Annotated in this window: 26 protein-coding genes; 18 read left to right on the top strand and 8 right to left on the bottom strand. The window is 74.2% G+C overall.

Annotated elements, in window-relative coordinates; all coding sequences use genetic code 11:
• Nucleotides 1–846: a helix-turn-helix transcriptional regulator gene (locus tag AB0B02_RS17315; protein WP_281935775.1), complete on the bottom strand. Its 846-nt coding sequence runs from the start codon at nt 844–846 to the stop codon at nt 1–3.
• Nucleotides 847–1121: 275 nt separating this feature from the next.
• On the opposite strand from AB0B02_RS17315, the gene AB0B02_RS17310 reads away from it, so the two are divergent.
• Both AB0B02_RS17310 and AB0B02_RS17305 read left to right on the top strand, forming a co-directional pair.
• Nucleotides 1122–1346 carry a hypothetical protein gene (locus AB0B02_RS17310; RefSeq protein ID WP_281935773.1) on the top strand — a complete coding sequence of 75 codons (225 nt, stop codon included), beginning with the start codon at nt 1122–1124 and terminating at the stop codon, nt 1344–1346.
• A 241-nt stretch (nt 1347–1587) separates the two neighbouring features.
• Nucleotides 1588–2691 carry a D-alanine--D-alanine ligase family protein gene (locus tag AB0B02_RS17305; protein ID WP_281935772.1) on the top strand — a complete coding sequence of 368 codons (1104 nt, stop codon included), beginning with the start codon at nt 1588–1590 and terminating at the stop codon, nt 2689–2691.
• Between the two features lie 16 nt (nt 2692–2707).
• Here AB0B02_RS17305 and AB0B02_RS17300 read toward each other — a convergent pair whose 3' ends face one another.
• Together AB0B02_RS17300 and AB0B02_RS17295 are read right to left on the bottom strand one after the other, a co-directional pair.
• On the bottom strand, nt 2708–3343 hold the full coding sequence (locus AB0B02_RS17300; protein WP_357301212.1) for a DUF3515 family protein: 636 nt from the start codon (nt 3341–3343) through the stop codon (nt 2708–2710).
• A complete protein-coding gene (locus AB0B02_RS17295) occupies nt 3344–3577 on the bottom strand; it encodes an Lrp/AsnC ligand binding domain-containing protein (RefSeq protein ID WP_013284547.1) in 234 nt (77 codons plus the stop codon).
• A gap of 157 nt (nt 3578–3734) precedes the next feature.
• On the opposite strand from AB0B02_RS17295, the gene AB0B02_RS17290 reads away from it, so the two are divergent.
• Both AB0B02_RS17290 and AB0B02_RS17285 read left to right on the top strand, forming a co-directional pair.
• Nucleotides 3735–4682 carry a thiamine-phosphate kinase gene (locus AB0B02_RS17290; protein ID WP_357301207.1) on the top strand — a complete coding sequence of 316 codons (948 nt, stop codon included), beginning with the start codon at nt 3735–3737 and terminating at the stop codon, nt 4680–4682.
• Nucleotides 4683–4820: 138 nt separating this feature from the next.
• A complete protein-coding gene (locus AB0B02_RS17285) occupies nt 4821–5288 on the top strand; it encodes a GNAT family N-acetyltransferase (protein ID WP_357301204.1) in 468 nt (155 codons plus the stop codon).
• A gap of 9 nt (nt 5289–5297) precedes the next feature.
• Here AB0B02_RS17285 and AB0B02_RS17280 read toward each other — a convergent pair whose 3' ends face one another.
• A complete protein-coding gene (locus AB0B02_RS17280) occupies nt 5298–6551 on the bottom strand; it encodes an ATP-grasp domain-containing protein (RefSeq protein ID WP_357301201.1) in 1254 nt (417 codons plus the stop codon).
• 182 nt (nt 6552–6733) lie between these two features.
• Entirely contained in the window at nt 6734–6925 is a 192-nt protein-coding gene (rpmB, locus tag AB0B02_RS17275; protein ID WP_013284551.1) for a 50S ribosomal protein L28, read from the bottom strand.
• Nucleotides 6926–7166: 241 nt separating this feature from the next.
• Between rpmB and AB0B02_RS17270 the strand changes: the two genes are divergently transcribed.
• The 3 genes from AB0B02_RS17270 to AB0B02_RS17260 are packed head-to-tail and all read left to right on the top strand — an operon-like array spanning nt 7167 to nt 11954.
• Nucleotides 7167–8780: a DAK2 domain-containing protein gene (locus tag AB0B02_RS17270; protein ID WP_357301197.1), complete on the top strand. Its 1614-nt coding sequence runs from the start codon at nt 7167–7169 to the stop codon at nt 8778–8780.
• Nucleotides 8777–10978, top strand: a complete 2202-nt coding sequence (gene recG, locus AB0B02_RS17265; protein WP_357301195.1) for an ATP-dependent DNA helicase RecG — start codon at nt 8777–8779, stop codon at nt 10976–10978. The genes AB0B02_RS17270 and recG overlap by 4 nt, the downstream gene beginning before the upstream one ends.
• 37 nt (nt 10979–11015) lie before the next feature.
• On the top strand, nt 11016–11954 hold the full coding sequence (locus AB0B02_RS17260; protein WP_357301192.1) for a serine hydrolase domain-containing protein: 939 nt from the start codon (nt 11016–11018) through the stop codon (nt 11952–11954).
• A gap of 134 nt (nt 11955–12088) precedes the next feature.
• Here AB0B02_RS17260 and AB0B02_RS17255 read toward each other — a convergent pair whose 3' ends face one another.
• Nucleotides 12089–13036, bottom strand: a complete 948-nt coding sequence (locus AB0B02_RS17255) for a cell wall anchor protein (protein WP_357301188.1) — start codon at nt 13034–13036, stop codon at nt 12089–12091.
• Between the two features lie 249 nt (nt 13037–13285).
• Between AB0B02_RS17255 and rsmD the strand changes: the two genes are divergently transcribed.
• The 10 genes from rsmD to AB0B02_RS17205 all read left to right on the top strand — a co-directional run bounded on the left by rsmD (nt 13286) and on the right by AB0B02_RS17205 (nt 22823).
• Complete coding sequence (gene rsmD, locus AB0B02_RS17250; protein WP_357301185.1) at nt 13286–13849, top strand: 16S rRNA (guanine(966)-N(2))-methyltransferase RsmD; 564 nt, start codon at nt 13286–13288, stop codon at nt 13847–13849.
• Nucleotides 13846–14322 carry a pantetheine-phosphate adenylyltransferase gene (gene coaD / locus AB0B02_RS17245; protein ID WP_107156120.1) on the top strand — a complete coding sequence of 159 codons (477 nt, stop codon included), beginning with the start codon at nt 13846–13848 and terminating at the stop codon, nt 14320–14322. The genes rsmD and coaD overlap by 4 nt, the downstream gene beginning before the upstream one ends.
• Nucleotides 14323–14551: 229 nt before the next feature.
• Nucleotides 14552–15049: a hypothetical protein gene (locus tag AB0B02_RS17240; protein ID WP_107156119.1), complete on the top strand. Its 498-nt coding sequence runs from the start codon at nt 14552–14554 to the stop codon at nt 15047–15049.
• Between the two features lie 127 nt (nt 15050–15176).
• The gene (locus tag AB0B02_RS17235) at nt 15177–15740 is read left to right on the top strand and encodes a YceD family protein (protein WP_281935750.1); all 564 of its coding nucleotides are present in this window, start codon (nt 15177–15179) and stop codon (nt 15738–15740) included.
• 5 nt (nt 15741–15745) lie between these two features.
• Nucleotides 15746–15919 carry a 50S ribosomal protein L32 gene (rpmF, locus tag AB0B02_RS17230; protein WP_107156117.1) on the top strand — a complete coding sequence of 58 codons (174 nt, stop codon included), beginning with the start codon at nt 15746–15748 and terminating at the stop codon, nt 15917–15919.
• 132 nt (nt 15920–16051) lie between these two features.
• Entirely contained in the window at nt 16052–17011 is a 960-nt protein-coding gene (locus AB0B02_RS17225) for a phosphate acyltransferase PlsX (RefSeq protein ID WP_281936279.1), read from the top strand.
• On the top strand, nt 17008–17817 hold the full coding sequence (gene rnc, locus AB0B02_RS17220) for a ribonuclease III (protein WP_281935746.1): 810 nt from the start codon (nt 17008–17010) through the stop codon (nt 17815–17817). The genes AB0B02_RS17225 and rnc overlap by 4 nt, the downstream gene beginning before the upstream one ends.
• Nucleotides 17810–18667, top strand: coding sequence for a bifunctional DNA-formamidopyrimidine glycosylase/DNA-(apurinic or apyrimidinic site) lyase (gene mutM, locus AB0B02_RS17215; RefSeq protein WP_107156114.1), 858 nt, complete (start codon nt 17810–17812; stop codon nt 18665–18667). Before rnc ends, mutM begins: the two co-directional genes overlap by 8 nt.
• A gap of 235 nt (nt 18668–18902) precedes the next feature.
• Complete coding sequence (locus AB0B02_RS17210; RefSeq protein ID WP_357301178.1) at nt 18903–21110, top strand: MMPL family transporter; 2208 nt, start codon at nt 18903–18905, stop codon at nt 21108–21110.
• A gap of 207 nt (nt 21111–21317) precedes the next feature.
• Nucleotides 21318–22823 carry an MFS transporter gene (locus tag AB0B02_RS17205; RefSeq protein WP_357301174.1) on the top strand — a complete coding sequence of 502 codons (1506 nt, stop codon included), beginning with the start codon at nt 21318–21320 and terminating at the stop codon, nt 22821–22823.
• A gap of 52 nt (nt 22824–22875) precedes the next feature.
• Here the strand turns inward: AB0B02_RS17205 and AB0B02_RS17200 are convergent, their stop codons facing one another.
• Both AB0B02_RS17200 and AB0B02_RS17195 read right to left on the bottom strand, forming a co-directional pair.
• Nucleotides 22876–23748, bottom strand: coding sequence for an endo alpha-1,4 polygalactosaminidase (locus AB0B02_RS17200; protein WP_357301171.1), 873 nt, complete (start codon nt 23746–23748; stop codon nt 22876–22878).
• A gap of 77 nt (nt 23749–23825) precedes the next feature.
• The gene (locus AB0B02_RS17195) at nt 23826–25238 is read right to left on the bottom strand and encodes a CAP domain-containing protein (protein WP_357301168.1); all 1413 of its coding nucleotides are present in this window, start codon (nt 25236–25238) and stop codon (nt 23826–23828) included.
• Between the two features lie 378 nt (nt 25239–25616).
• On the opposite strand from AB0B02_RS17195, the gene AB0B02_RS17190 reads away from it, so the two are divergent.
• A complete protein-coding gene (locus AB0B02_RS17190) occupies nt 25617–25811 on the top strand; it encodes a hypothetical protein (protein ID WP_107156252.1) in 195 nt (64 codons plus the stop codon).
• The last annotated feature ends 115 nt before the right edge of the window (nt 25812–25926 follow it).

Below are 25926 nucleotides of genomic sequence, written 5' to 3'. Positions count from 1 at the left end.
TCACCTCTCGTTGAGCAGACGGAGGAGCTGGTCCCGACTGGCCGCCGGGCTCAACGCCACGGTCCGCAGGTGCTCCATGATCTTTGTACAGGTACGCAGGTCGCCCGGCCGGTCCAGGACCATCTGCCCGGCGACGGTCTCCACCGACGCGATGATCGGGTCCTCCGGGTCGGCGAACTCCAGGATGTGCAGGGAACCCCGGGTGCCCCGGTGGTAGCCGGCGGAGAGTGGGATCACCTGCACCGTGATGTTCGGCAGCTCGGTCATCTTGAGCAGGTGCTGGAGCTGGCTGGCCATCACCGCCCGGCCGCCGACCGGGCGCAGCAGCGCGCCCTCGTCGATGATGGCGTCGAGGATCGGCGGCTCCGCCGCGGTGATCCGCTGCTGGCGGTCCAGCCGTAGGTGGACGCGCTGCTCCACCTGCTCGTCGCTGAGCGTGTGCGGGCCACCGCGCATCACCGCGCGGATGTAGTCGGCGGTCTGCAGCAGGCCCGGCACCACCGACGGTTCGAAGTTCGCGATGCCGGTGGCCTCGGCCTCCAGCGCGATGAAGTCGATGGTGCGGCGGTCCAGCAGGTACGAGTAGGACACCCACCAGCCGGGCTTGCGGGCGTCCTTGGCCAGTTGGACCGCCGCGGCGATCTCGTCGGGTCCCACGCCGTAGCTGGTGAGCAGCGCGCGCACGGTGGCCGGGCTGATCAGCGTCTGGGCGTTCTCGTAGCGGGACAGCGTGCTGCGGGTGCTGTTGATCTCGTCGGCCGCGGTCTCCAGCGTGAGGCCGGCGGCCTCCCGGTGGGTTCGCAGGGCGATGCCGAGCCGTCGGGCTCGGGCGGTCTTCGGCGCCATGTATCGATGGTCTCATATCCGGTGGGAAAGTGGGCATGAGAGAAAGCCGATGAGAGTTGCATTCACGCCCGTCCACCTGTCAACCTGTGATGGCGTCCTCACCACCGGTTGTCGTGGCGACGGTGGTGGTGAGCGACCGGAGGGGATGGGGTGCGCGGCGGTCGGGTCTACTCCCCCACGACCCGATCGCCGCGTGCCCCTACCCGGTCCGCCAGACGGGGAGGAATCGCGATGACGGTGACGGCCTGCCGCCCCGGGGGCGGGGGTGGCCCGGAATGACCCGGTTCCTCGTGGTCCTCACCGACGTACGCCCGACCGACTGCCCCGGCCGCGACGAACGGACCAGCCCGGAACGACGCCGGCAGGTGGTCGGCGCGAGCAGCCGGGAGGCGGCCGACCGGATCGCCGGCGCGTTCATGGCGCTGGGCATGGTGCGGGCCGGCCGGCAGCGGGTCAAGGTCATCGCGGTCGGCCGCCGGCTCCGGCGTCCGGTCACCTGAACCACACCGGGCCCGACCCCGTGGAGGCGGCAACGGGGGTCGGGGAGCCGGGCGGCCGACGGCAGGTCCCGCCGTCGGCCGCCCGCGCCGTTACTCCCCGTATATGTCATCTTGACCGTTTGCCACACCGTTGCGCTCTGCCCGGGTATCGGCCACCGCTGCCGACGACGCACAGTAAGGTCAACCGGGTGAGCGCCACCGGCGAGCACGGCCAGCCGCAGCCGCGAACGATGAGGTGACCATGACCACCCCAGGCAAGACCCGTGTGGCGATCGTCTTCGGCGGCCGGAGCCCCGAACACGGCATCTCCTGCGTCAGCGCCGGCAGCGTGCTGGCCGCCCTGGACCCGGACGAGTTCGAGGTCGTCCCGGTCGGCATCACCCGGCGGGGCCAGTGGGTGCTCGCCAGCGGCGACCCGGCCGGGCTCGCCATCGCCGACCGCAAGCTGCCCGAGATCACCGCCGGCTCCGGCGCCGAACTGCTGCTGCGCGCCGACCCGGCCGCCGGCGGCCTGATGGTGCTCGACCCGGCCCAGGGTCCGGTGGCGCTGGCCGACGTGGACGTGGTCTTCCCGGTGCTGCACGGCGCGTACGGCGAGGACGGCACGATCCAGGGCATGCTGGAGATGGCGGACCTCCCCTACGTCGGGGCGAACGTGTTCGCGTCCGCCGCCGCCATGGACAAGGAGTTCACCAAGAAGCTCTGCGCGGCCGAGGGCATCCCGGTCGGCCCGTACGCGGTGCTGCGCGCCGGGATGTCGCTGAGCGAGGAGGACAAGGAGCGCCTCGGCCTGCCGGTCTTCGTCAAGCCGTCCCGCGCCGGTTCCTCGTTCGGCATCACCAAGGTCGACGACTGGGCGCAGTTGGACGCCGCGCTGACCACTGCCCGGGAGATCGACAGCAAGGTGCTCGTCGAGGCCGCCGTGGTGGGCCGCGAGATCGAGTGCGGCGTGCTGGAGGGCGAGGCCGGCGGCGCGCCCGAGGCGTCGGTGCTCGCCGAGGTGCGGATGATCGGCGACCGCGACTGGTACGACTTCGAGGCCAAGTACATCTTCGCCGACGAGGTGACCGAGTACGACGTTCCCGCGGAGCTGCCCGAGGCGGTGACCCGGCAGGTGCGCGACTACGCCACCCGGGCGTTCACCGCGCTTGACTGCTCCGGCCTGGCCCGGGTCGACTTCTTCGTCACCCCGGCGCAGGAGGTCTTCCTCAACGAGATCAACACGATGCCGGGCTTCACGCCGACCTCGATGTTCCCGCGTATGTGGGCGGCCAGCGGGCTGGAGTACCCGAAGCTGGTCAACCGCCTGATCCGCACCGCCCTGCACCGCCGCGCCGGCCGCTGACGGGCCGGCCCGGGCGTCACCCGGCGCAGCCCGAGGGGGCCTGCTTCGCCGAGGGGACCGCGCTGACGATCGCGTCGGAGATCTGCACCACCCACTGCAACGCGGGCTGGTACGTCTCCGGCGCCCGGACCTGGACGGGCACCTCCCGGTCGACGGTGGTCAGCACCGTGGCGCCGGCCCCGGTCACCGGGTGCCAGCAGACGCCGTTGACCCGGAACACCTCGTCGGTGTCCGGGAAACAACCGGCGGGCAGCGTGGCGCCGCCGGTGGGCGACGGGCAGGGCCGCACCGGCGGCGTCGCGCCGCAGGCCACGGTGAGCGCCGGGTCGCCGTACGCCGCGTTCTGCTCCGGACCCGCGGTGACCGGGCGCTGCCGCAGGTCACGCACGCTGTCGGGAAGCTGCGAGACCAGGGCGCGGCAGACGACCCCGGGGCGCTGGGCGAGCGCCGGCGCGGGCAGCTCGACCGGCGCGGTGGACTGCGCCCGAGGGCTCGCCGACGCGCTCGGCGCGGCGTCCGGGGACTCCGGGGCGAGCTTGGCGAACGTGAAGCCGGCCACCGCCAGGGTCATCGGCACCGCGATCACCGTGGCCCAGAGCGCGGCCCGTCGGGTGCCGGGGTCCCGGCGCGCGGTGGGTTCCGTCTCGTCCACTTACAGCCGCACCACCGAACACGTGAGCGTGCGGGTGATGCCGGGCACCATCTGCACCTTGCTGACGATGAGTTTGCCCAGCTCGTCGACCGTGTTCGCCTCGGTGAGCACGACCACGTCGTAGGGCCCGGTGACGGCGTCGACCCGTACCACGCCGGCAAGGTCCGCGATCAGACCGGCCACGTCACGCGCCCGGCCGACCTCGGTCTGGATGAGGATGTACGCCTGTACCACGACTCGACCTCCGTCCGTCGCCGCCTGGGGCGGCCCGAAGGGTGAAACTACCGTACCGACCGGGCGTGATCCCTATCGGTCGCCGGTGGGCGGGCAGGTCGAGGGCGGGGGACGGGTGCGGAACGTGCGGAACGACGGAGCGGAACGAGGGGACGGCATGACGGTCGCGGGTGTCGGGGAGTTCGGACTGATCGACCGGGTGACCGCCCGGCTGTCGTACGGGGAGAGCTGCCTGCTCGGCCCCGGCGACGACGCGGCGCTGGTGGCGGCGCCGGACCGGCGGGTGGTCGCCTCCACCGACGTGCTCGTCGAGGGGCGGCACTTCCGGCGGGACTGGTCCTCGGCGCGGGACGTCGGGCACCGGGCCGCCGCGGCCAACCTCGCCGACGTCGCCGCCATGGGCGCGACGCCGACCGCGCTGCTGGTCGCGCTCTGCATGCCGGCCGACCTGGACCCGGCCTGGGCCGAGGAACTGGCGGACGGGCTGGGCGCGGAGGCGGCCGGCGTGGGCGCGAGCGTGGTCGGCGGGGACATGTCCGCCAGCCCGACGCTGACCGTCGCGGTCACCGCGCTCGGTGACCTGGCCGGCCGCGCGCCGGTGGTCCGTTCCGGGGCGCGACCGGGCGACGTGGTGGCGCTCGCCGGGCGTACCGGCTGGGCGGCGGCCGGCTTCACCGTGCTGTCCCGCGGTTTCCGTACGCCCCGGCTGCTGGTCGAGGCGTTCCGCCGTCCCGAGGTGCCGTACGCCGCCGGGCCGGCCGCCGCCGCGGCCGGCGCCACCGCCATGATCGACGTCTCGGACGGGCTGCTCGCCGACCTGGGACACGTGGCCACGGCCAGCGGGGTGGCGGTCGACCTGAGCCGGGACGCGTTCGAGGTGCCCCGACAGATGCGCGACGCGGCGCAGGCGCTCGGCGTCGACCCGTACTCCTGGATCCTGGCCGGCGGCGACGACCACGCCCTGGCGGCCACGTTCCCCGCCGACGCGGCGCTGCCGGACGGCTGGCGTCCGGTCGGCCGGGTCACCGAGGGCGCCGGGGTCACCGTCGACGGCGGTGACTACGACGGCCCGCGTGGCTGGGACCACTTCCGCAGGGCGGACTAGCTGACCCGTCGCAGGGCGGACCAGCCGACCCGTCGCAGGGCGGGCCAGCAGGCTCTTCCGCCAGGGCCCGCAGTGATCTGCGTCCGAGCGTGGCGACCGGCGCCGGCCGGGGGCCAGGGGCGGTCGTAGCCTGGCACGGTGAGCGAGATCGAGATCCTCCCGCGGCGCTTCGACGCGCCCGAGTCGCAGGAGCTGATCCGGGCGGCGCTGGCCGACCTGGGCCGGCGGTACGGCGGCAACGGCGACGAGACGCCCGTCGACGCCGCCGAGTTCGTCCCGCCGGCCGGCGCGTTCCTGGTCGCGTACCTGGACGGCCTGCCGGTGGGCTGCGGCGGCTGGCGCAGCCACGGCGCGGACGGCGAGGAGGCCGAGCTGAAGCGGATGTACACCGCGCCGGCCGCCCGGGGCCGGGGCGTGGCCCGTGCGGTGCTCGCCGCGATCGAGCGGTCCGCCCACGACGCCGGCCGGAAGCGGATCGTGCTGGAGTGCGGCGACAAGCAGCCCGAGGCGCTCGCCATGTACGCCTCGGCCGGCTACGAGCGGATCCCGAACTTCGGCTACTACCGGGACGCGCCGGGCTGCCTGTCGTTCGGCCGGACGCTCTGACCGCCGCCCTCAGCCGACCGTGATCCGGATCTCCGCGGCGGCCCGACGGGCGGCGACCGCCGCCTCGTCCGGCGTCGCGCCCCAGGTCATCAGGTGCCCGCTGCGGTGCGCCGAGGAGAGCAGCTCGGGCACGGTCTGCCCGACCCTCGTCTCGACCTGGACGTCGAGCACGCCCGGCACGCGCAGCGCCGCCCGCCGGCCGTCCACCGCGGTGACCCGGCCGGGCGGGGCGGTCAGGAACTCGATCGCCGCCGCGCCGGTCGGCCGCTGCGGCAGCGCCGGTCGTTCGCCGCACAGCACCCGCAGGTACGCCTCGATGACGTCCCGCTCGTAGGCGATCGAGATGAGCGCCGTGATCATGTCGCCGGGCATCCGGGCGGCGCACTCCACGAGCGTCGGCACGCCGTCGGCCAGGATCCACTCGCTGTGCAGCATGCCGCTGCCGAAGCCGGCCGCTGCGGCGAGGCGGGTCGCCGCCGACCGCATCGCGTCGTGCTCGGCCGGCGGCAGCGCGGACGGTACGGTGTGCCCGGTCTCCACCGGGTGCCGGCCACCGGCGACCCGCTTGTCGGTGACGTTGGCGAAGATCACCTCGCCGGCGGCGACCAGCAGCTCCACGCTGTGCTCGGAGCCGACCAGCAGTTCCTCGACCAGCACGCCGGTGGGCAGGCCCGCGGTGGCCTCGGCCGGCTCCGGCGGGGTGGCGCTGGCCGCCCAGCGGGCCGGCACCTCGGCCGGGTCGGTGATGAGCTGCACGCCGAGGCTGCCGGAGCGGCGGGTGGGCTTGAGTACGCACCGGCCGCCGTGGGCGCGGGCGAACTCCGCCGCCCGGCCCGCGTCCTCGACCAGCTCGTATGCCGGGTTGGCCAGGCCGATCTCGTCGGCGAGCAGCCGCATCCGGTGCTTGTCGGAGAAGATGTCCGCGGCGACCGCCCCGGCGCCGGGCAGACCGAGCCGGTCGGCCAGCCGGGCGGTGGCGGCGACCGCGTACTCCAGGCCGGGCAGCACCAGGCGCGCGTCGGCCAGGCCGGGCTCGCGACCGAGCAGGGCGTCGACGTCCAGGCCGGTCTGGTACTCCGCGGCCACCAGGCGGCCGATCAGCGGCAGCTCCTCGGCGAACCGGGCCAGGTCGCGGCGGCGGATCACGTCCGGCTCCTCGACCAGCACCACACTGCCGGCCGGCAGCTCCTGGTCGAACCAGCGCAACGAGCCGAACGACCCGCCCACCACCACCAGTTGCTCGCGGCCCAGATCGAGGTCCACCGGTCGTCCTCCCCACGGTCCGCGCCGGAGCCGGACGGCCGGCGCAGCAGCACCCTAACCGGCGGGGACCAGCCGGTCGCCGTACGGTCGGTCAGCGGTCGCCGCGGACCGGCGGACACGACAGAAGCCGGCGGACCCGAGGGGTCCGCCGGCGACCGACGATGTTCCGGTGGTGCTCCGCGTCAGGCGCGGGTGACCTTGCCGGCCTTGATGCACGAGGTGCAGACCTGCAACTTCTTGGTGGTGCCGCCACCGGCCGGGGTACGCACCGACTGGATGTTCGGGTTCCAGCGGCGGTTGGTCCGCCGGTGCGAGTGGGACACGTTGTGGCCGAAGCCCGGTCCCTTGCCACAGACGTCGCACACGCTAGCCACGGGATACTCCTGGGATTGAAACGTTCATGAGGTCGCCGCCAGGCGCAGCCCGGGCAACCTGGCCAGGTTACCCGATGCCGGTCGGTACGCCCAATCGGCCCTTCGCCGAGCCCATCCAGCGTACCGGCCGGCCGGGTCGGCGCGTGGTCGACCCGGGACCGGGACCGACCGGGCCGACCGGCCGGGCGGACACGCCGGACGACCCCGGCGCGTGTCGGTGCGCGCCAGTAGGCTTCCCGACGTGCTGGACACCCTCGACGCCGCCGCGGTGCGCCGCTGGTGCACGAGCGGGCTGGCCGCCCTCCAGCGGCACCAGGGCGAGATCGACGACCTCAACGTCTACCCGGTGCCGGACGGCGACACCGGCACCAACCTGGTGCTCACGCTCACCTCGGCCCAGCAGGCCCTGGCCATGGATCTCGGCACCCTCCCCGACGACGGGCACACCCCGCACGGGCACGCGCTGCGGCTGATGGCCCGCGGCGCGTTGCTCGGCGCGCGGGGCAACTCCGGGGTGATCCTCTCGCAGATCCTGCGCGGCCTCGCGGACGCGCTCGCCGCCGCGCCGGCGGTCCGGGGCCGGCAGCTCGCCGGTGCGCTCGCCGACGCCGCCACCGCCGCCTACGCCGCGGTCGCCCGGCCGGTCGAGGGCACGCTGCTGAGCGTGGTCGCCGCGGCGGCCCGCGCGGCCCAACGGGCGGACAGCGACGACCTGCGCACGGTGGCCGGGGCCGCCGCCGAGGCGGCCACGGACGCGCTGGCCCGCACCCCGGAGCAACTGCCCGAGCTGGCCCGCGCCGGCGTGGTCGACGCCGGCGGGCGCGGGCTCTGCCTGCTGCTCGACGCGCTGGTCGAGGTGATCACGGGGGAGAGCCCCGGCCGGCCGGCCCTCGCGCCGGCCGCGCCGCACCGGCCGGGGGCCGCCGTCCGGGAGACCGGCTCCGACGCGTACGCCTACGAGGTGCAGTACCTCCTCGACGCCACCGAGGAGGCGGTCGCGCGGCTGCGCGGCGAGCTGGCCGGGCTCGGCGACTCCCTGGCCGTGGTCGGGGACGGCGACGGCACCTGGAACGTGCACGTGCACGTCAACGACGTCGGGGCCGCCGTGGAGGCGGGCGTGGTCGCCGGCCGGCCGCACCGGATCACGGTGACCCGCTTCGCCGACCACCCCGTTCCGGTGCCCGGCCCGCCGCCGACGCCGTCCGGTGGCCGGGCCGCCGTGGTGGTCGCCACCGGCGCCGGCATCGCCGAGCTGTTCGCCGCCGAGGGCGCGGTGGTGGTGCCGGCCAACCCGTCCACCGGCGAGCTGCTCGACGCGGTCCGGGCCACCGACGCGGCCCGGGTGGTGGTGCTGCCGAACGACCCGAACACGCAGTCGGTGGCGAGCGCGGCGGCCAAGGAGGCGCACCGTCTCGGCATCAAGGTCAGCGTGGTGCCCACCCGCTCCCCGGTGCAGGCGCTCGCCGCGCTCGCCGTCCGCGACCCGAAGCGCCGCTTCGAGGACGACGTGATCGCGATGGCCGAGGCCGCCGGCGCCTGCCGCTACGCCGAGGTCTGCCACGCCGGCCGGGAGGCGCTCACCGTCGCCGGCCCGTGCCGGCCGGGTGACGTGCTGGCCCTGGTGGAGGGCGAGGTGCACCTGATCGGGCAGGATCTGACCGACACCTGCACCGCCGTGGTCGACCGGATGCTCGGCGGCGGCGGCGAGCTGGTCACGCTGCTCTGCGGGGCGGACGCCCCGGCCGGGCTGGCCGACCGTGTCCGCGCGCACGTCGAGCGCGCCTGGCCGTTCGTCGAGGTGCAGGCGTACGAGGGCGGCCAGCCGCACTACCCGCTCCTGCTGGGGGTCGAATGACGAGCGAACCGTCGACGGTGGACACCCCGCTCAAGAAGCTGGTCGGGGAGAAGACCGCGAAGGCGCTTGCCGGCCACCTCGACCTGCACACCGCCGGTGACCTGATCTATCACTTCCCGCGCCGCTACGACGAGCGCGGCGAGCACACCGACATCCGCTCGCTCGACGTGGGGGAGCAGGTCACGGTGCTGGCCCAGGTGCAGCGCACCGCGGTCCGCCCGATGCGCCAGCGGCGCGGCAACCTGCTGGAGGTGACCGTCGGCGACGGTTCCGGCGGCGTGCTGACCTGCACCTTCTTCGGTAACCAGGCGTGGCGGGAGCGGGAGCTGCGACCGGGCCGCTGGGGGCTGTTCGCCGGCAAGGTGACCGAGTTCCGGGGCAAGCGGCAGCTCAACGGCCCGGAGTACGTCCTGCTCGGCGAGGGCGGTGACGGCGAGGCGGCGGCCAACGAGGAGGTCGAGGAGTTCGCCGGCGCGCTGATCCCGGTCTACCCGGCCGCGGCGGCGGTGCCGACCTGGGTGATCGCCCGCTGCGTCCGGGTGGTGCTGGACACGTTCACCCCGCCGGACGACCCGCTGCCGGCCACCCTGCGGGCCACCCGCAACCTGGTCGGCATCGGCGCCGCCCTGCGGGAGATCCACCGGCCGTCCAGCAAGGAGGCGCTCTACCGGGCCCGCCGCCGGCTCAAGTGGGACGAGGCGTTCGCGGTGCAGCTCACCCTGGCGCAGCGCAAGCACCGGGCGGCGGCGTGGCCGGCGCGGGCCCGACCGGCCCGGGCGGGTGGCCTGCTGGACGCGTTCGACGCCCGGCTGCCGTACGAGCTGACCCCTGGCCAGCAGGTGGTCGGGCGGGAGATCGCCGCCGACCTGGCCACCGCGCACCCGATGCACCGGCTGCTCCAGGGCGAGGTGGGCTCCGGCAAGACGGTGGTGGCGCTGCGCGCCATGCTCCAGGTGGTCGACGCCGGCGGTCAGGCCGCGCTGCTCGCCCCGACCGAGGTGCTCGCCGCCCAGCACCACCGCGGCATCCGGGAGCTGCTCGGCCCGCTCGGCGCCGCGGGTGAGCTGGGCGCCGCCGATGACGCCACCCGGGTGGAGCTGGTCACCGGCTCGCTGGGCGCGGCGGCCCGACGCCGTGCCCTGGCCGAGGTGGCCGAGGGCCGGGCCGGCATCGTGCTCGGCACGCACGCGCTGCTCTACGAGGGCGTCGACTTCGCCGACCTGGGCCTGGTGGTGGTGGACGAGCAGCACCGCTTCGGCGTGGAGCAGCGGGACGCGCTGCGCGCCAAGGCCGAGCAGCCGCCGCACGTGCTGGTGATGACCGCCACCCCGATCCCGCGCACGGTCGCCATGACCGTCTACGGCGACCTGGAGACCTCCACGTTGTCCCAGTTGCCGCAGGGCCGCTCGCCGATCGCCTCGCACGTGGTGCCGGCCGCCGAGAAGCCGGCCTTCCTGGACCGGGCCTGGCGTCGGCTGCGCGAGGAGGTCGGCAAGGGCCACCAGGCGTACGTGGTCTGCCCCCGGATCGGGGACGGTCCGGTCTCCGACGAGGAGGCGCCGCGGGAGGACGACAACGGTCGCCGGCCGCCGCTGGCGGTGACCGAGGTGGCCCCGCTGCTCGCCGACGGGCCGCTGCACGGGCTGCGGATCGGGGTGCTGCACGGGCGGCTGCCGGCCGACGAGAAGGACGCGGTGATGCGCGCGTACGCCGCCGGCGACCTGGACGTGCTGGTGGCGACCACGGTCGTCGAGGTGGGCGTGAACGTCCCCAACGCGACCGTGATGATCGTGCTGGACGCCGACCGGTTCGGCGTCTCCCAGCTGCACCAGTTGCGCGGCCGGGTGGGCCGGGGGTCGGCCGCGGGTCTCTGCCTGCTGGTCACCGAGGCGGCCGAGGGCTCGTCGGCCCGGGAGCGGCTGGACGCGGTGGCCTCCACCACCGACGGGTTCAAGCTGGCCGAGCTCGACCTGGAGCAGCGCCGGGAGGGCGACGTGCTCGGCGCGTCCCAGTCCGGCCGGCGCTCACACCTGCGGTTGCTGTCGCTCCTGCGCGACACGGAGCTGATCCGTGACGCCCGCGCCGAGGCGATCGAGCTGGTCGAGGAGGATCCGGAGCTGGCCCGGCACCCGGCGCTGGCCGCGTCCGTCGCCGCCCTGGTCGACGAGGAGCGGGCCGAATACCTGGAGAAGGGCTGACCTCGCCGGTCGACCGGGTGCGCCTAGGCTCCGACGGATGTCGACGTTTTCGCACGGCCGTGGCGTGCTCCTGCTTGCCCGGGGCGACGAGGTGGTGGTGGACCGGGTCACCGGCGCGGCCGACGAGGCCACCGGAGTGCCCTGCACCCCGGCCACCCGGTTCCAGATCGCCTCGATCAGCAAGCAGATGGCGGCCGTCGCGGTCCTGCTGCTCGCCGAGCGGGGCGTGCTGCGTCTGACCGATCCGGTCACCCGGTGGTTGCCCGACCCGCCGCCGGCGTGGTCCGGCATCACGCTGCACCATCTGCTCACCCACACCTCGGGCCTGGGCCACTGGCCGGAGTATCCGGCCGTCGACCTGGTCGGGCCGGCGGAGCCGGACGCCCTGCTCGCCGCGTTCGCGGCCGTGCCGCCACTGTTCCGACCGGGGGCCGGCTGGCACTACAGCAGCCCCGGGTACGTGCTGCTGGCCCGGACCGTCGAGCGGGCCGCCGACCGTCCGTACGCCGACTTCCTGGCCGATGAGCTCTTCGCGCCGCTCGGCATGGCGGGCAGCTTCGCCGGCCCGGCCGGCGGTCGGCCGGACGTGGCGGTCGGGTACGAGGGCGGCCGGCCGGTGCCGTCCTGGGACCTGGCGACCGTGAGCCTGGGCGCGGGTGACGTCTGGTGCACCGGCGCGGACCTGCTCGCCTGGCTCGACGTGCCGCGCCGGGGCGGGCTGCTGGCCCCGGCCTCGCTGGTGGCGCTGACCGCGCCGCACGCGCCCACCGGACGGCCCGGGGAGGCGTACGGCTACGGCTTCTTCGTCGGCCCGCTGGCCGGCCGTCGGGCGGTCCACCACTCCGGGGACAACGGCGGCTACAAGGCGTTCGCCGCCTGGCTGCCCGGTACCGACCAACGGTTGGTGCTGCTGACCAACCAGGCCGAGGTGGACCCGGTCGCCGTCACGTCGGTGCTCGACCCGGACGGCTCCTGACCGACGCCGCCGCGGCGAGGTGGGGGCATCGAGGACGGGTGCGCCCCGGCCACCTCGACGGGCCGGTGTGGAGTACGCGCGGCGAGGGCGCGCCGACCGGGTGGTCGACGCGCCCTCGCGGCGGTGCGGGCGGGTCAGGCGGTGAAGCGGATCCGGCGGCGGCGGGCCACCACGAACAGCACCGCGCCGGCGGCCAGCAGCAGCACGGCGCCACCGGCGATCGCGCCGGCGGCCGGGCCGGTCACCGGCAGGCCGCCGCCCTGGCCGGAGCAGTCCTCCGGCTGGGTGTACGGGACGGTCTCGGCGTCGGCGACCACGTCGTACTTCACGGTGACCTTGAGGCCCCGGTAGGCGTCGAACTCGACCGAGGCGGTCGTGCCCGGCGCTGAGGTGAGCTTCTTGGTGACGCCCTTCTCGGTGGTCAGCGTGGCGGTGAACGGGATGCCCCTCGCCGGGTTCTCCACGATGAAGGTCATCGAGTCGCAGTCCTGGTCCAGCTTGAAGATCGGCTCCGCCGGCTCGGCCGGGGCGGACGGCGTCGCGGACGGGCTCGGCGGGGTGGACGCGGACGGCGTCGGGGTGGGCTGCTCGGGCGACCGGGTCGGCTCCGGCGTGGCGCTCGGCGACGGCGCGCTGGGCGACGGCGACGGGCTCTCCACGACTTCGCAGTCGCGGCTGGGCCGGGCCACCACGGTGCGCTCGCCGTCGTGCGACTGGCGGCCCCGCTCCCAGTGCGCCCCGACGGTCAGCTTCAGCTCGGGGATCTCACCGGTGAACGTGTGGGTCTGGGTGCCGGTCAGCGGCCCCTCGCTCTGCTTCTTCAGTTCCGCGCCGACGGTCAGGCCGCCGGTGATGTCGCCGGGCACGGTGGACTCGAGCTTGGTGATCCGGCCGGAGATGTCGCGCTCGCTGCTGATCACCGACCAGGTGACGGTGACCGTGCCGTCCTTGGTGGCGCAGAAGCTGCCGGACGGTTCGGGGTGGTGGGCCGCGGCGGGGGCGGCCGTGGTGGCGACGCCCGCGAGGCCGATCAGCGCGCCGGCGGTGAGGACGGCGGCACGCCGGAGGTTGAGACGGTTCACGTCTTCTCCTGATGAGGGGAGGTGCGGAGAGGGATGCGGCGGACGGACCGGAGTCACGCGTCCACGCGGCAACCGGGCAGACCCTAGCGAGATCGACACTGTGGGCGTTACCGAGATCTACGGGTCGTAAAGGGTCCGTTATGAATTCGAGATCATAGATGTACGGGGCGTCATGAATCGTTGCTCCCGGTGGTCCGCCCGTCCGGTGTCCGCGGTCGCGTAGCGTCGGGGCATGCGGAGGGAACGACGGTGACCCGGATCGTGGCCGGCGCGTTCGGTGGGCGGCGGATCGCCGCGCCGCCCGGCGCCGGCACCCGACCGACCTCGGACCGGGTGCGGGAGGCGCTGTTCAGCGCCGTGCAGGCCGATCTCGACCTGGCCGGGGCGCGCTTCGTCGACCTGTTCGCCGGCTCCGGCGCGGTCGGGCTGGAGGCGCTGTCCCGGGGCGCGGCGCACGTGCTGCTGGTCGAGTCGGACGCCCGGGCCGCCCGGGTGATCCGGGAGAACATCGCCACCCTCCGGGCCGCGCCGGCAGCCCGCCTGGTCACCGGCAAGGTGGTCGGCGTGCTGGCGGCCGGGCCGGACGGCGCGCCGTACGACGTGGTCTTCGCCGACCCGCCGTACGCGGTGCCGGCCGCGGAGGTCACCGCGATGCTGGCCGCGCTGGTGCACGGCGACTGGCTCGCCCCGGACGCCCTGGTGGTCGTCGAGCGGTCCCGCCGATCCGGACCGGTCGACTGGGTGGAGGGCGTCACGCCGGAACGCAGTCGCCGCTACGGCGAGACCACCCTTTGGTACGGTCGCCGATCATGAGACGTGCGGTCTGCCCGGGCTCGTTCGACCCGGTCACCAACGGTCACCTCGACATCGTCGGCCGGGCCAGCCGGCTCTTCGACGAGGTGATCGTCGGCGTGCTGGTCAACCAGTCGAAGCAGGGGTTGTTCACGGTCGAGGAGCGGATCACGATGCTCCGCGAGGTGACCGCCTCGTACGACAACGTCCGGGTGGAGTCGTTCCGCGGCCTGCTCGTCGACTTCTGCCGGGACCAGCAGGCGAGTGTGCTGATCAAGGGCCTGCGGGCGGTCAGCGACTTCGACTACGAGTTGCAGATGGCCCAGATGAACATCGGCCTGGCCGGCGTGGAGACGCTCTTCATGCCGACCAACCCGCTCTACTCCTTCCTCTCCTCCAGCCTGGTCAAGGACGTGGCCAAGTGGGGCGGCGACATCTCCGCCCACGTCCCCGACCTGGTCCGCGAGCAACTCGTCGCCCGCCTCCGCCCCTGACCGCCCCGACCCCGCCGATCTTGCACTTGCCGCCCGGCTGGTGTCCCTTTCGCGTCAGATGTCGGGGCGGAAAGTGCAAGATCAACGGCCGGGGTGGAGGCGTGGGCGACGCGCCGGGTGGGCGGGGTGGGGCGGGAGTGGGCGGGGCGCGACATGATGGGGGCAGCGCCGGAACCGGGCGCAGGCCGCATCATGGAGGGCGGCCGACGAAGACAGGAGTGAGGCGCCGGTGGACCCGCTCGATCGCATCGACGAACTGATCGCCATGGTGGAGCAGGCCCGCTCCGTCCCGATGTCGCGCAACAACTGCATGGTCGACCGCGGTGAGATGATCGCCGTGCTCGACGAGCTGCGCGCCGAGCTCCCCGCCGACCTGCGCCGGGCCGCCGCGCTGCTGGAGGAACGGGACAAGATCATGGAGGCCGGCAAGCGCGAGGCCGACCGGATCATCAGCGAGGGTGAGGCGGAACACGCCCGCCTGGTCTCGGTGAACGAGATCACGGTCTCCGCCGAGCACGAGGGCGCCCGGATCATCGGCGAGGCGCGGGCCGAGGCGCAGCGCCTCCGCGAGGAGGTGGACGACTACGTCGACACCGCGCTGGCCAACTTCGAGCAGTTCCTCACCCGGGCGCTGGCCTCGATAGAGCGCGGCCGGGACAAGATGCACGCGCTGCGCGAGATCGGCACCTTCGCGGGGGACGAGGCCGACCGCCCGCTACCCTTCTGAGCGGCGCACGGGCCGGTCGCCGACAGCCGGCTGCCGCCGGACCGGGGCGGACACGCCCCCGGTTCGACGGTCCGCCCCCCTGCCAGGTAACCTTTTTTGTCGGCCTCTCACCGGCCGGAGTCTGACTATGCCCAAACATTCGCCTCGCCAACTCGACCCCAGGGCGCCGCTGGTCCTCGACACGAGGGACCTGCCGCGTCGCCCTGGCGCGTTGCGTGAGCTTCGGCGGGTCGTGACGGCACCGGCGGACCTCGGCGTGGAGTTGATCAGCGTGCCGGCGGGCGCGGACCTCGACCTCGACCTGAGGTTGCAGTCGGTGTCCGAGGGCGTGCTCGTCTCCGGGACCGTCACCGGCCCCGTCAAGGGCGAGTGCGGTCGCTGCCTGCGCGAGATCGACGACTCGGTGGTCGTGAACGTCCAGGAGCTGTACGCGTACGAGGACAGCACCACGGACGAGACGACCGACGAAGACGAGGTGGGCCGGATGCAGGGCGATCTGATCGACCTGGAGCCGGCGTTGCGGGACGCGGTGGTGCTCGCGCTGCCGACCAACCCGCTCTGCCGGGAGGACTGCCCAGGGCTGTGCCCCGAGTGTGGGGTGCACTGGGACGATCTGCCGGCCGACCACAGTCACCAGCAGGTCGACCCGCGTTGGGCGGGCCTGTCGCAACTGACCCGTACAGAGGAGTAGGAACCGTGGCCGTCCCCAAGCGCAAGATGTCGCGCAGCAACACCCGCGCCCGCCGGGCGAACTGGAAGGCCACGGCGGTGTCGACCGTTGCCTGCCCGCAGTGCAAGTCGCCGAAGCTGCCGCACGCCGCCTGCTCCGTCTGCGGCACGTACAACGGCCGCCAGGTTCTCGAGGTCTGACCTGGACGCCGAGTGACGCCCCCGACCACCGGTCGGGCGGCGCGCGCACCACGGCTCACGCCCGGTGCCCCGGCTCCCTCCGCCGCCGGCCGTTCCCCGGCCGGCGGGCCGACGGAGCCGGGCACCGCGCGGATCGCCGTCGACCTCCTCGGCGGGGACGATGCTCCCGCCGTCGTGGTTGACGGCGCTCTGCGGGCGGTGCGCACCGACCCTGACCTGCGCCTGATGCTCGTCGGCCCGTCCGAGGTGGCCGACGGGCTGATCGCTGCGCTCGACCCGGCGCACCGCGCCCGGGTCACGGTCCGCCCGGTGCGGGCCGCCGTCGGCATGGCCGACCATCCGACCGCCGGACGCGGCGAGAGCACGGTACGCACGGCCGTGCAGGCCGTCCACGACGGGCTCGCCGACGCCGTGGTCTCCGCCGGCTCGACCGGGGCCACCGTCACCGCCGCCGCGCTCGGCCTGGGCCGCTGGACCGGGGTACGCCGACCCGCGCTGGTCGCCACGCTGCCGGCCGTCGCCGGGCCGGTGGTCCTGCTGGACGTCGGCGGCACACTCGAACCCGGCCCCGCCACGCTGGCCCGGCACGCCGTCCTCGGCGCCGCCTACGCGGCGGTGGCGCACGGCGTCGTCGCACCCCGGGTGGGCCTGCTCTCCGTCGGCCACGAGGCCGGCAAGGGTGACCGCCTGCGCCGCGCCGCCGACCCGGCGCTTGCCGCCGTGCCGCTGCCCTGCGGCGCCCGCTACGTCGGCCTCGTCGAAGGATTCGACCTGTCCCTGGGCGGTCGCGCCGACGTGGTGGTGACCGATGGCTTCACCGGCAACGTCCTGCTCAAGGCCATCGAGGGCGCGTACGCCATGGCCGGGGGTCCGCCGGTCGGCGGCGGCGCGCCGCGCGCGGCGGCCCTGCTCGGGGTGGCCGGCACGGTGGTGGTGTGCCACGGCTCGGCCGGCCCCGACGACGTCGCCTCGGGCATCGCGCTGGCCGCCCACCTCTGGCGTCGCGACGCCGCCGGCACGGTCCGTGCCCTGCTCGCCGAGATCCCGCACGATCCCGCACCTGACCGCAACGACACCGAGGTAGCACCATGACCAACGACAAGCGGCGGCGTGCTCCCGTCGGCCTCCTCGAGGCGGCCTTCGGGGTGTCGCTCGACCCGGAGCTGCTGGAACGCGCCCTGACCCACCGCTCGTACGCGTACGAGAACGGCGGGCTGCCCACCAACGAGCGGCTGGAGTTCCTCGGCGACTCGGTCCTCGGCGTGGTGATCACCACCGCGCTCTTCCACAACCACCCGGACCTGCCCGAGGGGCAGTTGGCGAAGCTGCGGGCCAGCGTGGTCAACATGCGCGCGCTGGCCGACGTGGCGCGTGGCCTCGGCCCGGACGGGTTGGGCGCGTACCTCCTGCTCGGCAAGGGCGAGGAGGCCACCGGTGGCCGGGACAAGGCGAGCATCCTGGCCGACACGCTGGAGGCGCTGCTCGGCGCCATCTACCTCCAGTACGGCCTGGACACCGCCGCCATCGTGATCCACCGCCTCTTCGACCCGCTGATGGCGGAGTCGGCCGGGCGGGGCGCGGCACTGGACTGGAAGACCAGCCTCCAGGAGTTGACCGCCGCACTGGGGCTGGGCGTGCCGGAGTACCGGATCGAGGGCACCGGACCGGACCACCTGAAGACGTTCACCGCCTGGGTGGTGGTGGCCGGCAACCGGTACGGCGGCGCGGAGGGGCGCAGCAAGAAGGAGGCCGAGCAGCGGGCCGCGGAGTCGGCCTGGCGGATGCTCACCGAGCAGGCGGAGGCGACCGCGCGGGCGGAGGCCGAGGCGCGGGCGGAGGCCGAGGCCGAGGCGGCGGCCGACCCGGAGGACGCCGAGGCGGGCGCCGGCCGTGCCTGAGCTGCCCGAGGTCGAGACCGTCCGGCAGGGGCTGGCCGAGTGGGTGGTCGGCCGACGGATCAGCGCCGTCGAGGTGCGCCATCCCCGGGCGGTACGCCGGCACGCGCCGGGCGGCGCGCACTTCGCCGACGTGCTGGCCGGCCGGACGATCACCGACGTCCGCCGCCGGGGCAAGTATCTCTGGCTGCCGCTGGACAGCGGGGACGCGGTGATCGGCCACCTGGGCATGTCCGGGCAGTTGCTGCTGCAACCGGTCGGCGCGGCCGACGAGCTGCACCTACGGGTCCGGTTCCGGTTCGCCGACGACGGCCCGGAGCTGCGCTTCGTCGACCAGCGCACGTTCGGCGGGCTGTCCGTCTCCGACGGCGGGGCGGAACTGCCGGCCGAGATCGCGCACATCGCCCGGGACCCGATGGACCCGGAGTTCTCCGACGACGCGTTCGTGGCCGCGTTGCGCCGCCGGCGTACGGAGATCAAGCGGGCGCTGCTCGACCAGACGCTGATCTCCGGCGTGGGCAACATCTACGCCGACGAGGCGCTGTGGCGGGCGAAGCTGCACGGCGCCCGGCCGACCGACGCGTTGACCCGGCCGGCGGCGCTGCGGCTGCTCGGCCACGTGCGGGACGTGCTCGGCGAGGCGATCAAGCAGGGCGGCACCAGCTTCGACGAGCTGTACGTGAACGTCAACGGCGAGAGCGGCTACTTCGACAGGTCGTTGAACGCGTACGGCCGGGAGGGTGAGCCCTGCCCGCGCTGTGGCGCGCCGATCCGGCGGGAGGCGTTCATGAACCGTTCCTCCTACAGTTGCCCGCGCTGCCAGCCGCGCCCCCGGGGCACGCTCCGGGGATGACCCCGAGCCGGTTCGGGGTTGCGCCGGTGTGCTGCGCCGGACCGGGCCCGGGGGCCCGCCGCGACGTACCCTGAAATGCCCTTTTCCGCCCGACCGGCGCGGCCGGTTCCGGCCGCCCGGTAGGGCCAGCCCCATCGGGGAGGAGCCGGGGCCGTTCCCCGATGTCCGGGCTCCGTCGGCTGCCTAGCGTCTCCAGACGTCGGCACGGGGCCGACGGCTGGAGGGGGACCCGGATATGGGCAGGCGACCGGTGACCGTGCGGGTGGCACGGTGGAGTGCGGAGCATCCGTGGCGGGCCATCGCGCTGTGGGTGGTGTTCGTGGCGGTGTGCTTCGTCGGCGGCAACGCCGCCGGGCTGAACGAGGCCACCGACGCGGATCAGGCGATCGGCGAGTTCGGGCGGGCCGAGCTGATCGTCGACGACGGCGGCTTCCATCAGGCGGCCACCGAGAACGTGCTGATCACCGCACGGTCCGGCGCGCTCGACCCGGCCGCGGCGAAGGCCGCCGCGCAGGACGCCGCGGGCCGGCTGCGGCAGGTCGAGGGCGTCGCGTCGGTGGGTACGCCGATGCCGTCCCGGGACGGGAGCGCGCTGCTGCTGCCGATCACCATGTCCGGCGACCCGGAGACCGCCGGGGACCGGGTGGGGCCGCTGCGGGACGCCACCGCCGGTGTGCAGGCGGCCCATCCGGGGCTGCGGGTGGAGGAGGTCGGCGGCCCGTCGATCGACAAGGCGCTCGACGACACGCTCGGCAAGGACTTCAAGCGGGCCGAGCTGCTCAGCCTGCCGGTGACGCTGGCCATCCTGATCATCGCGTTCGGCGCGTTGATCGCCGCCGGCGTGCCGGTGCTGCTCGCGCTCTCCTCGGTGGCCGCCGCGATGGGCCTCTCCACGCTCGCCTCGCACCTGGTGCCGGCCACCGACACCACGGCCAGCGTGATCCTGCTGATCGGCATGGCGGTGGGCGTCGACTACTCGCTGTTCTACGTGCGGCGCGAGCGCGAGGAACGGGCGAAGGGGCGGTCCGGCCTGGACGCGGTGGAGGTCGCGGCGGAGACCTCCGGGCACGCCGTGGTGGTCTCCGGCACCGCCGTGATCATCGCGATGGCCGGCTTGCTGCTCGCCCAGGACGCCATCTTCTCGTCGCTGGCCGTCGGCTCGATCCTGGTGGTCGCGGTGGCGGTGCTCGGCTCGCTGACCGTGCTGCCGGCGCTGCTGGCCAAGCTGGGCCGGTGGGTGGACCGGCCCCGGGTGCCGCTGCTGTGGCGGCTCACCACCCCGCGTCCCGGGCGGCGTCCCCGCTTCTGGCCGGCGGTGCTCCGGCCCGCGCTGCGCGCGCCGGTGGCCACCCTGCTGGTGTCGGTGGCGCTGCTGCTCGCCCTGGCCGCGCCCGCGCTGGGCATGAAGCTGAAGTTCCCCGGGACCGAGGACGTGCCGCGCACCACGGCGGCCATGCAGGCGTACGACCGGCTCGCGGCGGCCTTCCCGAGCAACGGCACCAGCCACACGGTGGCCGTGCGGGCGCCCGCCGACCAGGCCGACCGGGTGCGGGCCGCGCTCACCGGGCTGGCCGCCCGCACCGGCACCGACCCGCTCTTCGCGCCGGCCGAGGGGGACGGCCCGGAGATCCGGGTGTCGACGGACCGGCGGGTGTCGGTGCTGGAGGTGGCCACCCCGTTCGCCAGCCGCTCGGCGGAGGCGTCCCGCTCCCTGCACGAGCTGCGCGACGACCTGGTGCCGGCCGCCCTGGACGGCGTTCCCGGCGTGGAGTACGCGGTCGGCGGCGGGGTGGCCGCCAGCGAGGACTACGCCGACCACATCTGGGCGAAGCTGCCGGTGGTCGCGGCGTTCGTGCTGGCGCTGACGTTCCTGGTGATGGCCTGGACGTTCCGGTCGGTGGTGGTGGCGCTCACCTCGATCCTGCTGAACCTGCTCTCCGTCGGCGCCGCGTACGGGCTGCTGGTGCTGGTCTTCCAGAGCCACTGGGCGGAGGGGCTGCTCGGGTTCACCTCGATGGACGCGATCGTTACCTGGCTGCCGCTGTTCCTGTTCGTGGTGCTGTTCGGGCTCTCCATGGACTACCACGTCTTCGTGGTCAGCCGGATCCGCGAGGCGGTGGACCGGGGCATGCCCAACCGGGAGGCGGTGGCGTACGGGATCACGTCGTCGGCGCCGGTGGTGACCAGTGCGGCGATCGTGATGGTCGGGGTCTTCTCGATCTTCGCCACGCTCAGCATGATCGACTTCAAGCAGCTCGGCATCGGGCTGGCGGCGGCGATCCTGCTGGACGCCACGATCATCCGCGCGGTGGTGCTGCCGTCGGTGATGACGCTGCTGGGTGACGCGAACTGGTGGGCGCCGCGGCTCCTGCGCCGCCGGGTGACCGCCCCGCCGGCCGAGCCGCCGCCCGCGCCGGCGCCGGAGCTGGTCGGCGCCCGCTGACCGATGGGGGCCGGATCGTCCGATCCGGCCCCCGCCCCGACTCCCATGCGATTGCCATCCGATTCCCAGCCGGCTCCCATCCGGCCGGGAAAGCCGAAGGCAGGATTAGTGCTGGTGGCCCCGGGGCATCTGGGCGGCCATGGATGAACAGCTCTCGCCGGAGGCGCTTACTTCCGCCCCGGCTCCCGAATCCCTCCGGCGGGCGTCATGAGCACCGACGTGTCGACCGGCACCGTACGGACCAACGTCCCGGCCCGCCTCGACCGGCTGCCGTGGTCCCGCTGGCACTGGATGATCGTGATCGGTCTCGGGACGGTGTGGATCCTCGACGGTCTCGAGGTGACCATCGTCGGCAACCTGTCCGGGAAGCTGGCCGAGCCGGGCAGCGGTCTGGACATCACCCAGAGTCAGGTCACCGGCCTGGCCGCCGCGCTCTACGTGGCCGGCGCGTGCACCGGCGCGCTCTTCTTCGGCTGGCTCACCGACCGGTTCGGCCGCAAGAAGCTGTTCCTGCTGACGCTGGGGCTCTACCTGGTGGCCACCGCGCTCACCGCGCTCTCGTTCGACACCTGGTGGTTCTTCCTGTTCCGGTTCCTCACCGGCATGGGCATCGGCGGTGAGTACGCGGCCATCAACTCCGCCATCGACGAGCTGATCCCGGCCCGCCACCGCGGGCGGATCGACATCATCATCAACGGCACGTTCTGGCTCGGCGCGGCGGTCGGCGCGCTGCTGACCGTACCGCTGCTCAACGGCCTGCCGACCAACCTCGGCTGGCGGGTGGCGTTCGGCATGGGCGCGGTGCTCGGCGTGGTGATCCTGCTGGTCCGCCGGCACGTGCCGGAGAGCCCACGCTGGTTGTTCATCCACGGCCGGGCGGACGAGGCGAACCACCTCGTCGACTCGGTCGAGGCCGAGGTGGAACGGGAGACCGGCAAGGACCTCGCCGAGGCCGACAACTACATCGAGATCCGGCAGCGGAAGAGCACGAACTTCCTGGAGATCGCGAAGACGTTGTTCCGTCGCTACCCGAAGCGCGCCACGCTGGGCTTCTCGCTCTTCATCGGGCAGGCGTTCCTCTACAACGCGATCACGTTCGGTTTCGCCCAGATCCTGGAGACCTTCTTCGACGTCCCGCCCGGCAACAGCGGCTACTACTTCGCGGTGATCGCGGTCGGCAACCTGCTCGGCCCGCTGCTGCTCGGCAAGCTGTTCGACACGGTCGGCCGGGTGCCGATGATCGCCGGCTCGTACATCGGCTCGGGCGTGCTGCTGCTCGGCACCGCCTGGCTGTTCCACTCCGGCGTGCTCAGCGCGGTGACCATGACCGCCTGCTGGTGCGTGGTGCTCTTCTTCGCCTCGGCGGGGGCCAGCGCGGCGTACCTGACGGTCAGCGAGATCTTCCCGATGGAGACCCGGGCCATGGCGATCGCGTTCTTCTACGCGATCGGCACCGCCGCCGGTGGCATCACCGGCCCGCTGCTCTTCGCCAAGCTGGTCGGCAGCGGCCAGGTCGGCGACACCGTGATCGCGTTCGTCATCGGCGCCACCATCATGATCATCGGTGGTCTGGTGGAGCTGGCGCTCGGCGTCAAGGCGGAAGGCAAGTCCCTGGAGGACCTGGCCACCCCGCTCAGCGCCGAACACCCCGACCTGCCGTCGCAGCGCGACGCCGGCAGCCCCACCTCGACCACCGGCGCGAGCGCCGGCTGACCCCGACCACGCCCACCGCCCCCGCCCACGACGGGCGGGGGCGGTGCCGCGTTCACGGCAGCGGGCAGGGCGCCCGCCAGGCGTCGAGCGCGCGTTCCTTGCGGATCGACGTGAAGCCGTAGCCGACCGAGGTGACGCAGAACGTGGCCGGCTCGCCGACGTACTCGACGTGGAAGACCGGCTTGTGCGCGTCGACGAACGGCAGCAGCTTCGCGCACTCGCGCCGGCGGACGCACTCCTGGTTGACCGCGAAGTCGAAGTCGGGCGCCAGCGCGGCCACCTGCGTCACGTCGTCGACCAGACCGGGGGAGAGGTCGAACCGTCGGGCCAGCCCGGCCAGCCGACGGTTGAACAGCACCTGCTCGTCGAAGCCGAGCGGGAAACCGGAGCGGTGCCGGAAGCCGTCCACGTCGGACAGCGCCACCGCGCCGAAGCCCTTGCCCCGGCAGAGCCGGAACCGGTCGGCCAGCACCGGCTCCAGCGAGTCCCAGCGCCGGACGTCCAGGAACCGGCTACCGGGCCGACCCGGCACCGCCGCGCCGCGCACCGCGGCCGGGAAGCGGGTGGCGTCCGGGTCGCCTGTCACGTACGTGCCGACCCGGACCTGACAGACCAGCCGGCGCCCTTTGGCCCGCAGCGCGGCGGTCTCGGTCGAGGTGGTGGCGACCGGGTCGAGGAGGAAGACGTCCGCCGCGACCGAGACGTCGACCGGGCCGGTGAGCTGCCACTGCCACGCCCAGCGACGGGCCAGCGCGGCCGGCCACGAGGTGGGGGCGCCGGGCGGCGGGGCGAGCCGGTCCCGGCAGCCCGGGAGCGGGGCGAGCAGCAGCGCGGTCAACGCCAGCGCCACGCCCCGGCGCGGTCCCCGTCGGCGGACGCGGACCGGCCGGGAGCGCGGCACGGCGTACGCCGGCCGGATCCGCATCGACAGCTCCCGGACGCGGGCGGCCCGACGCCGCCCCCGACCGGTCAACGAGCGCCGGCCCGGTCACGACGCGCCGGTCAGCGCGGTGTGCCGAAGTCCTGCGTCCAGTACGGCCCGTTGCTGCGTGCCACGCCCACCCCGATCTCGGTGTACGAGCAGTTAAGAATGTTCTTCCGGTGGCCGGGGGAGTTCATCCAGGCGTCCATGACCTCAGCCGGGCCCTGCTGGCCCCAGGCGACATTCTCGGCCGCCGCCCGCCAGGCGTAGCCGACCCGGTCGAGCCGCTGCCCGACGTCGCTGCCGTCGCTGCCGTCGTGCGTCATGGTCTTGTGGTCGGCCTGGTCCTGGCTGTGCCGCTGGGCGGCGAGCGTCAGCTTGCTGTCGACGCCGAGCGCCTTGCAGCCGGCCTTGGCCCGCTCCTGGTTGACCAGGTCGACGACCTGCTGCAACTCGGCGCTGAGCCCGCCCGAGGAGGTGGTCCGGGCGGTGGTGCCGCTCGGCGCGCTGCTGCGCTGCTGCTGGCGCGACGGGGCGGTGGTCCGGCTCGGCTTCGGCGCGACCTTCCTCGTCGGGCTCGGCTTGGCGGTGGTCGGCGCGGTGGACGGGCTGGCGGACGCCGAGCCGGAGGCGGACGCGCCCGCGGCGGGCGTGGCGTCGGACGCCCCGGTCGGCGACGGGGCGGCGGCCACCGGCGCGTCCACGGCGGCCCGCTCGGCCGGCCCGTCGTCGCCGGGCAGCAGCACCGCGCCCACGCCCAGGCTCACCACGAGGGTGGCCGCAGCGGCGGCGCCACCGATCACGAACGGTCGGGACAGTCGCCGCTTCGGCCGGTGCCGGTCGTCGTCGGCCGGGGTGTCGGTCACCGGCTGCCAGGCGGCAGTGGGCTGCTCCCACCCGCCGGCCGGCTCCTCGCCGTTCCAGCGGTCCCGACCCGCCGGGTAGCTGTCGCCCGGCGCGTACGGCGCCCGGGGGTCGTACGCCGGCTGCGCCTGGGCGTGGCCGGGCCGGTCGTGGCCGGGCACGGCGGCGGGCCCGTAGCCCGGCTGGTCGTAACCGGGCTGGTCGTAACCGGGCTGGTCGTAACCGGGCTGGTCGTAACCGGGCTGGTCGTAGCGGGACTGGTCGTAGCCTGCCTGGTCGTAGCCGGCGGTCCGGTCGTAGCCGGGCGCGGCGGCCGGGCCGTACCCCGGCTGGTCGCCGTGGCCGTAGCCGGCGGGCGAGCCGTACCCCGGCTCGGCCGGGTGGCCCCAGCCCGGGTGCGCCTCGGTGGCGTCGGCCGGGCCGTGGCCGGGCCGGGTGGTGTCGCCGTAGCGACCGGCGTCGAGGGTGGGCGGCAGGTGGCCGGCGGGCGGCTGCCCGGACTCGTCCCCGAAGAGGTACGACGACCGCGGCTCGGGCCGGTCGGTGAGCCACGCCGGACCCTGGTCGGTCGGCGGCTCCGGGCGCCGGGCGGCGTCGTCCGGGTCGATCGGGTCGGTCCAGCGGTACACGCCTGTCGCCTCCACGGGTCGGTTGCGGGCCGGGGTGACGCTACGGGCGCGGTCCGAGCAGCGGCAACGTGGCTAAGAAAGAGTTAAGGCGAACCGGGCGGGAAGGGGGAGGTGTTCCCGGACACCCGGGCGTACAGTGAAGGCGTCCGGACAGAGCGTGTCCGCGCCCTTTGTGGCAGCCCCCCGGTGAGTGGCCCGGCCGACGTGGAGATGATCTACGGCCTGCGGCAACTTGACGAAGGAGGGGGGTTCGGCTCAATATAGAGGTGTCGCCAGTCGCGCCCAGCCATGTCCCGATACACAGCGGGAATGGCAGCCGCGAACATCATGGGCGCGCGTTGGCCGGCCTTTCCGGCAGCGCATATCGAGGAGTTCAGCATGGCGAAGGCCCTCTACGGCCACGTAGGTGCAGCGTCCGACCGGCGTCTGCTCGACGAGGTCACCCGACTGCGTGCCAGGGTTCAGGCACTGGAATTCGAGATCACGCGTCTGCGCGCCGAGAACGATCGGCTCGCGGCGGCGGCAGCGGAGGCCGACGACCTCCTCCGTCTCGCCGAGCCCGCGCTGACCTGAGTTCCAGTCGCCGGAAAACTGAATCGCACCACACCGAAAAGCGCGCCGACACACTTCAGTGCCGGCGCGCAGCCATGTGCGTACCCTTTCCGCAATTATCGATCTTGCGAGGCGT

Origin of the sequence: Micromonospora sp. NPDC049240 (assembly GCF_040647835.1) — a bacterium.
Classification (GTDB): Bacteria; Actinomycetota; Actinomycetes; order Mycobacteriales; family Micromonosporaceae; genus Micromonospora.
This window is presented reverse-complemented; position numbering and strand designations above follow the sequence as displayed.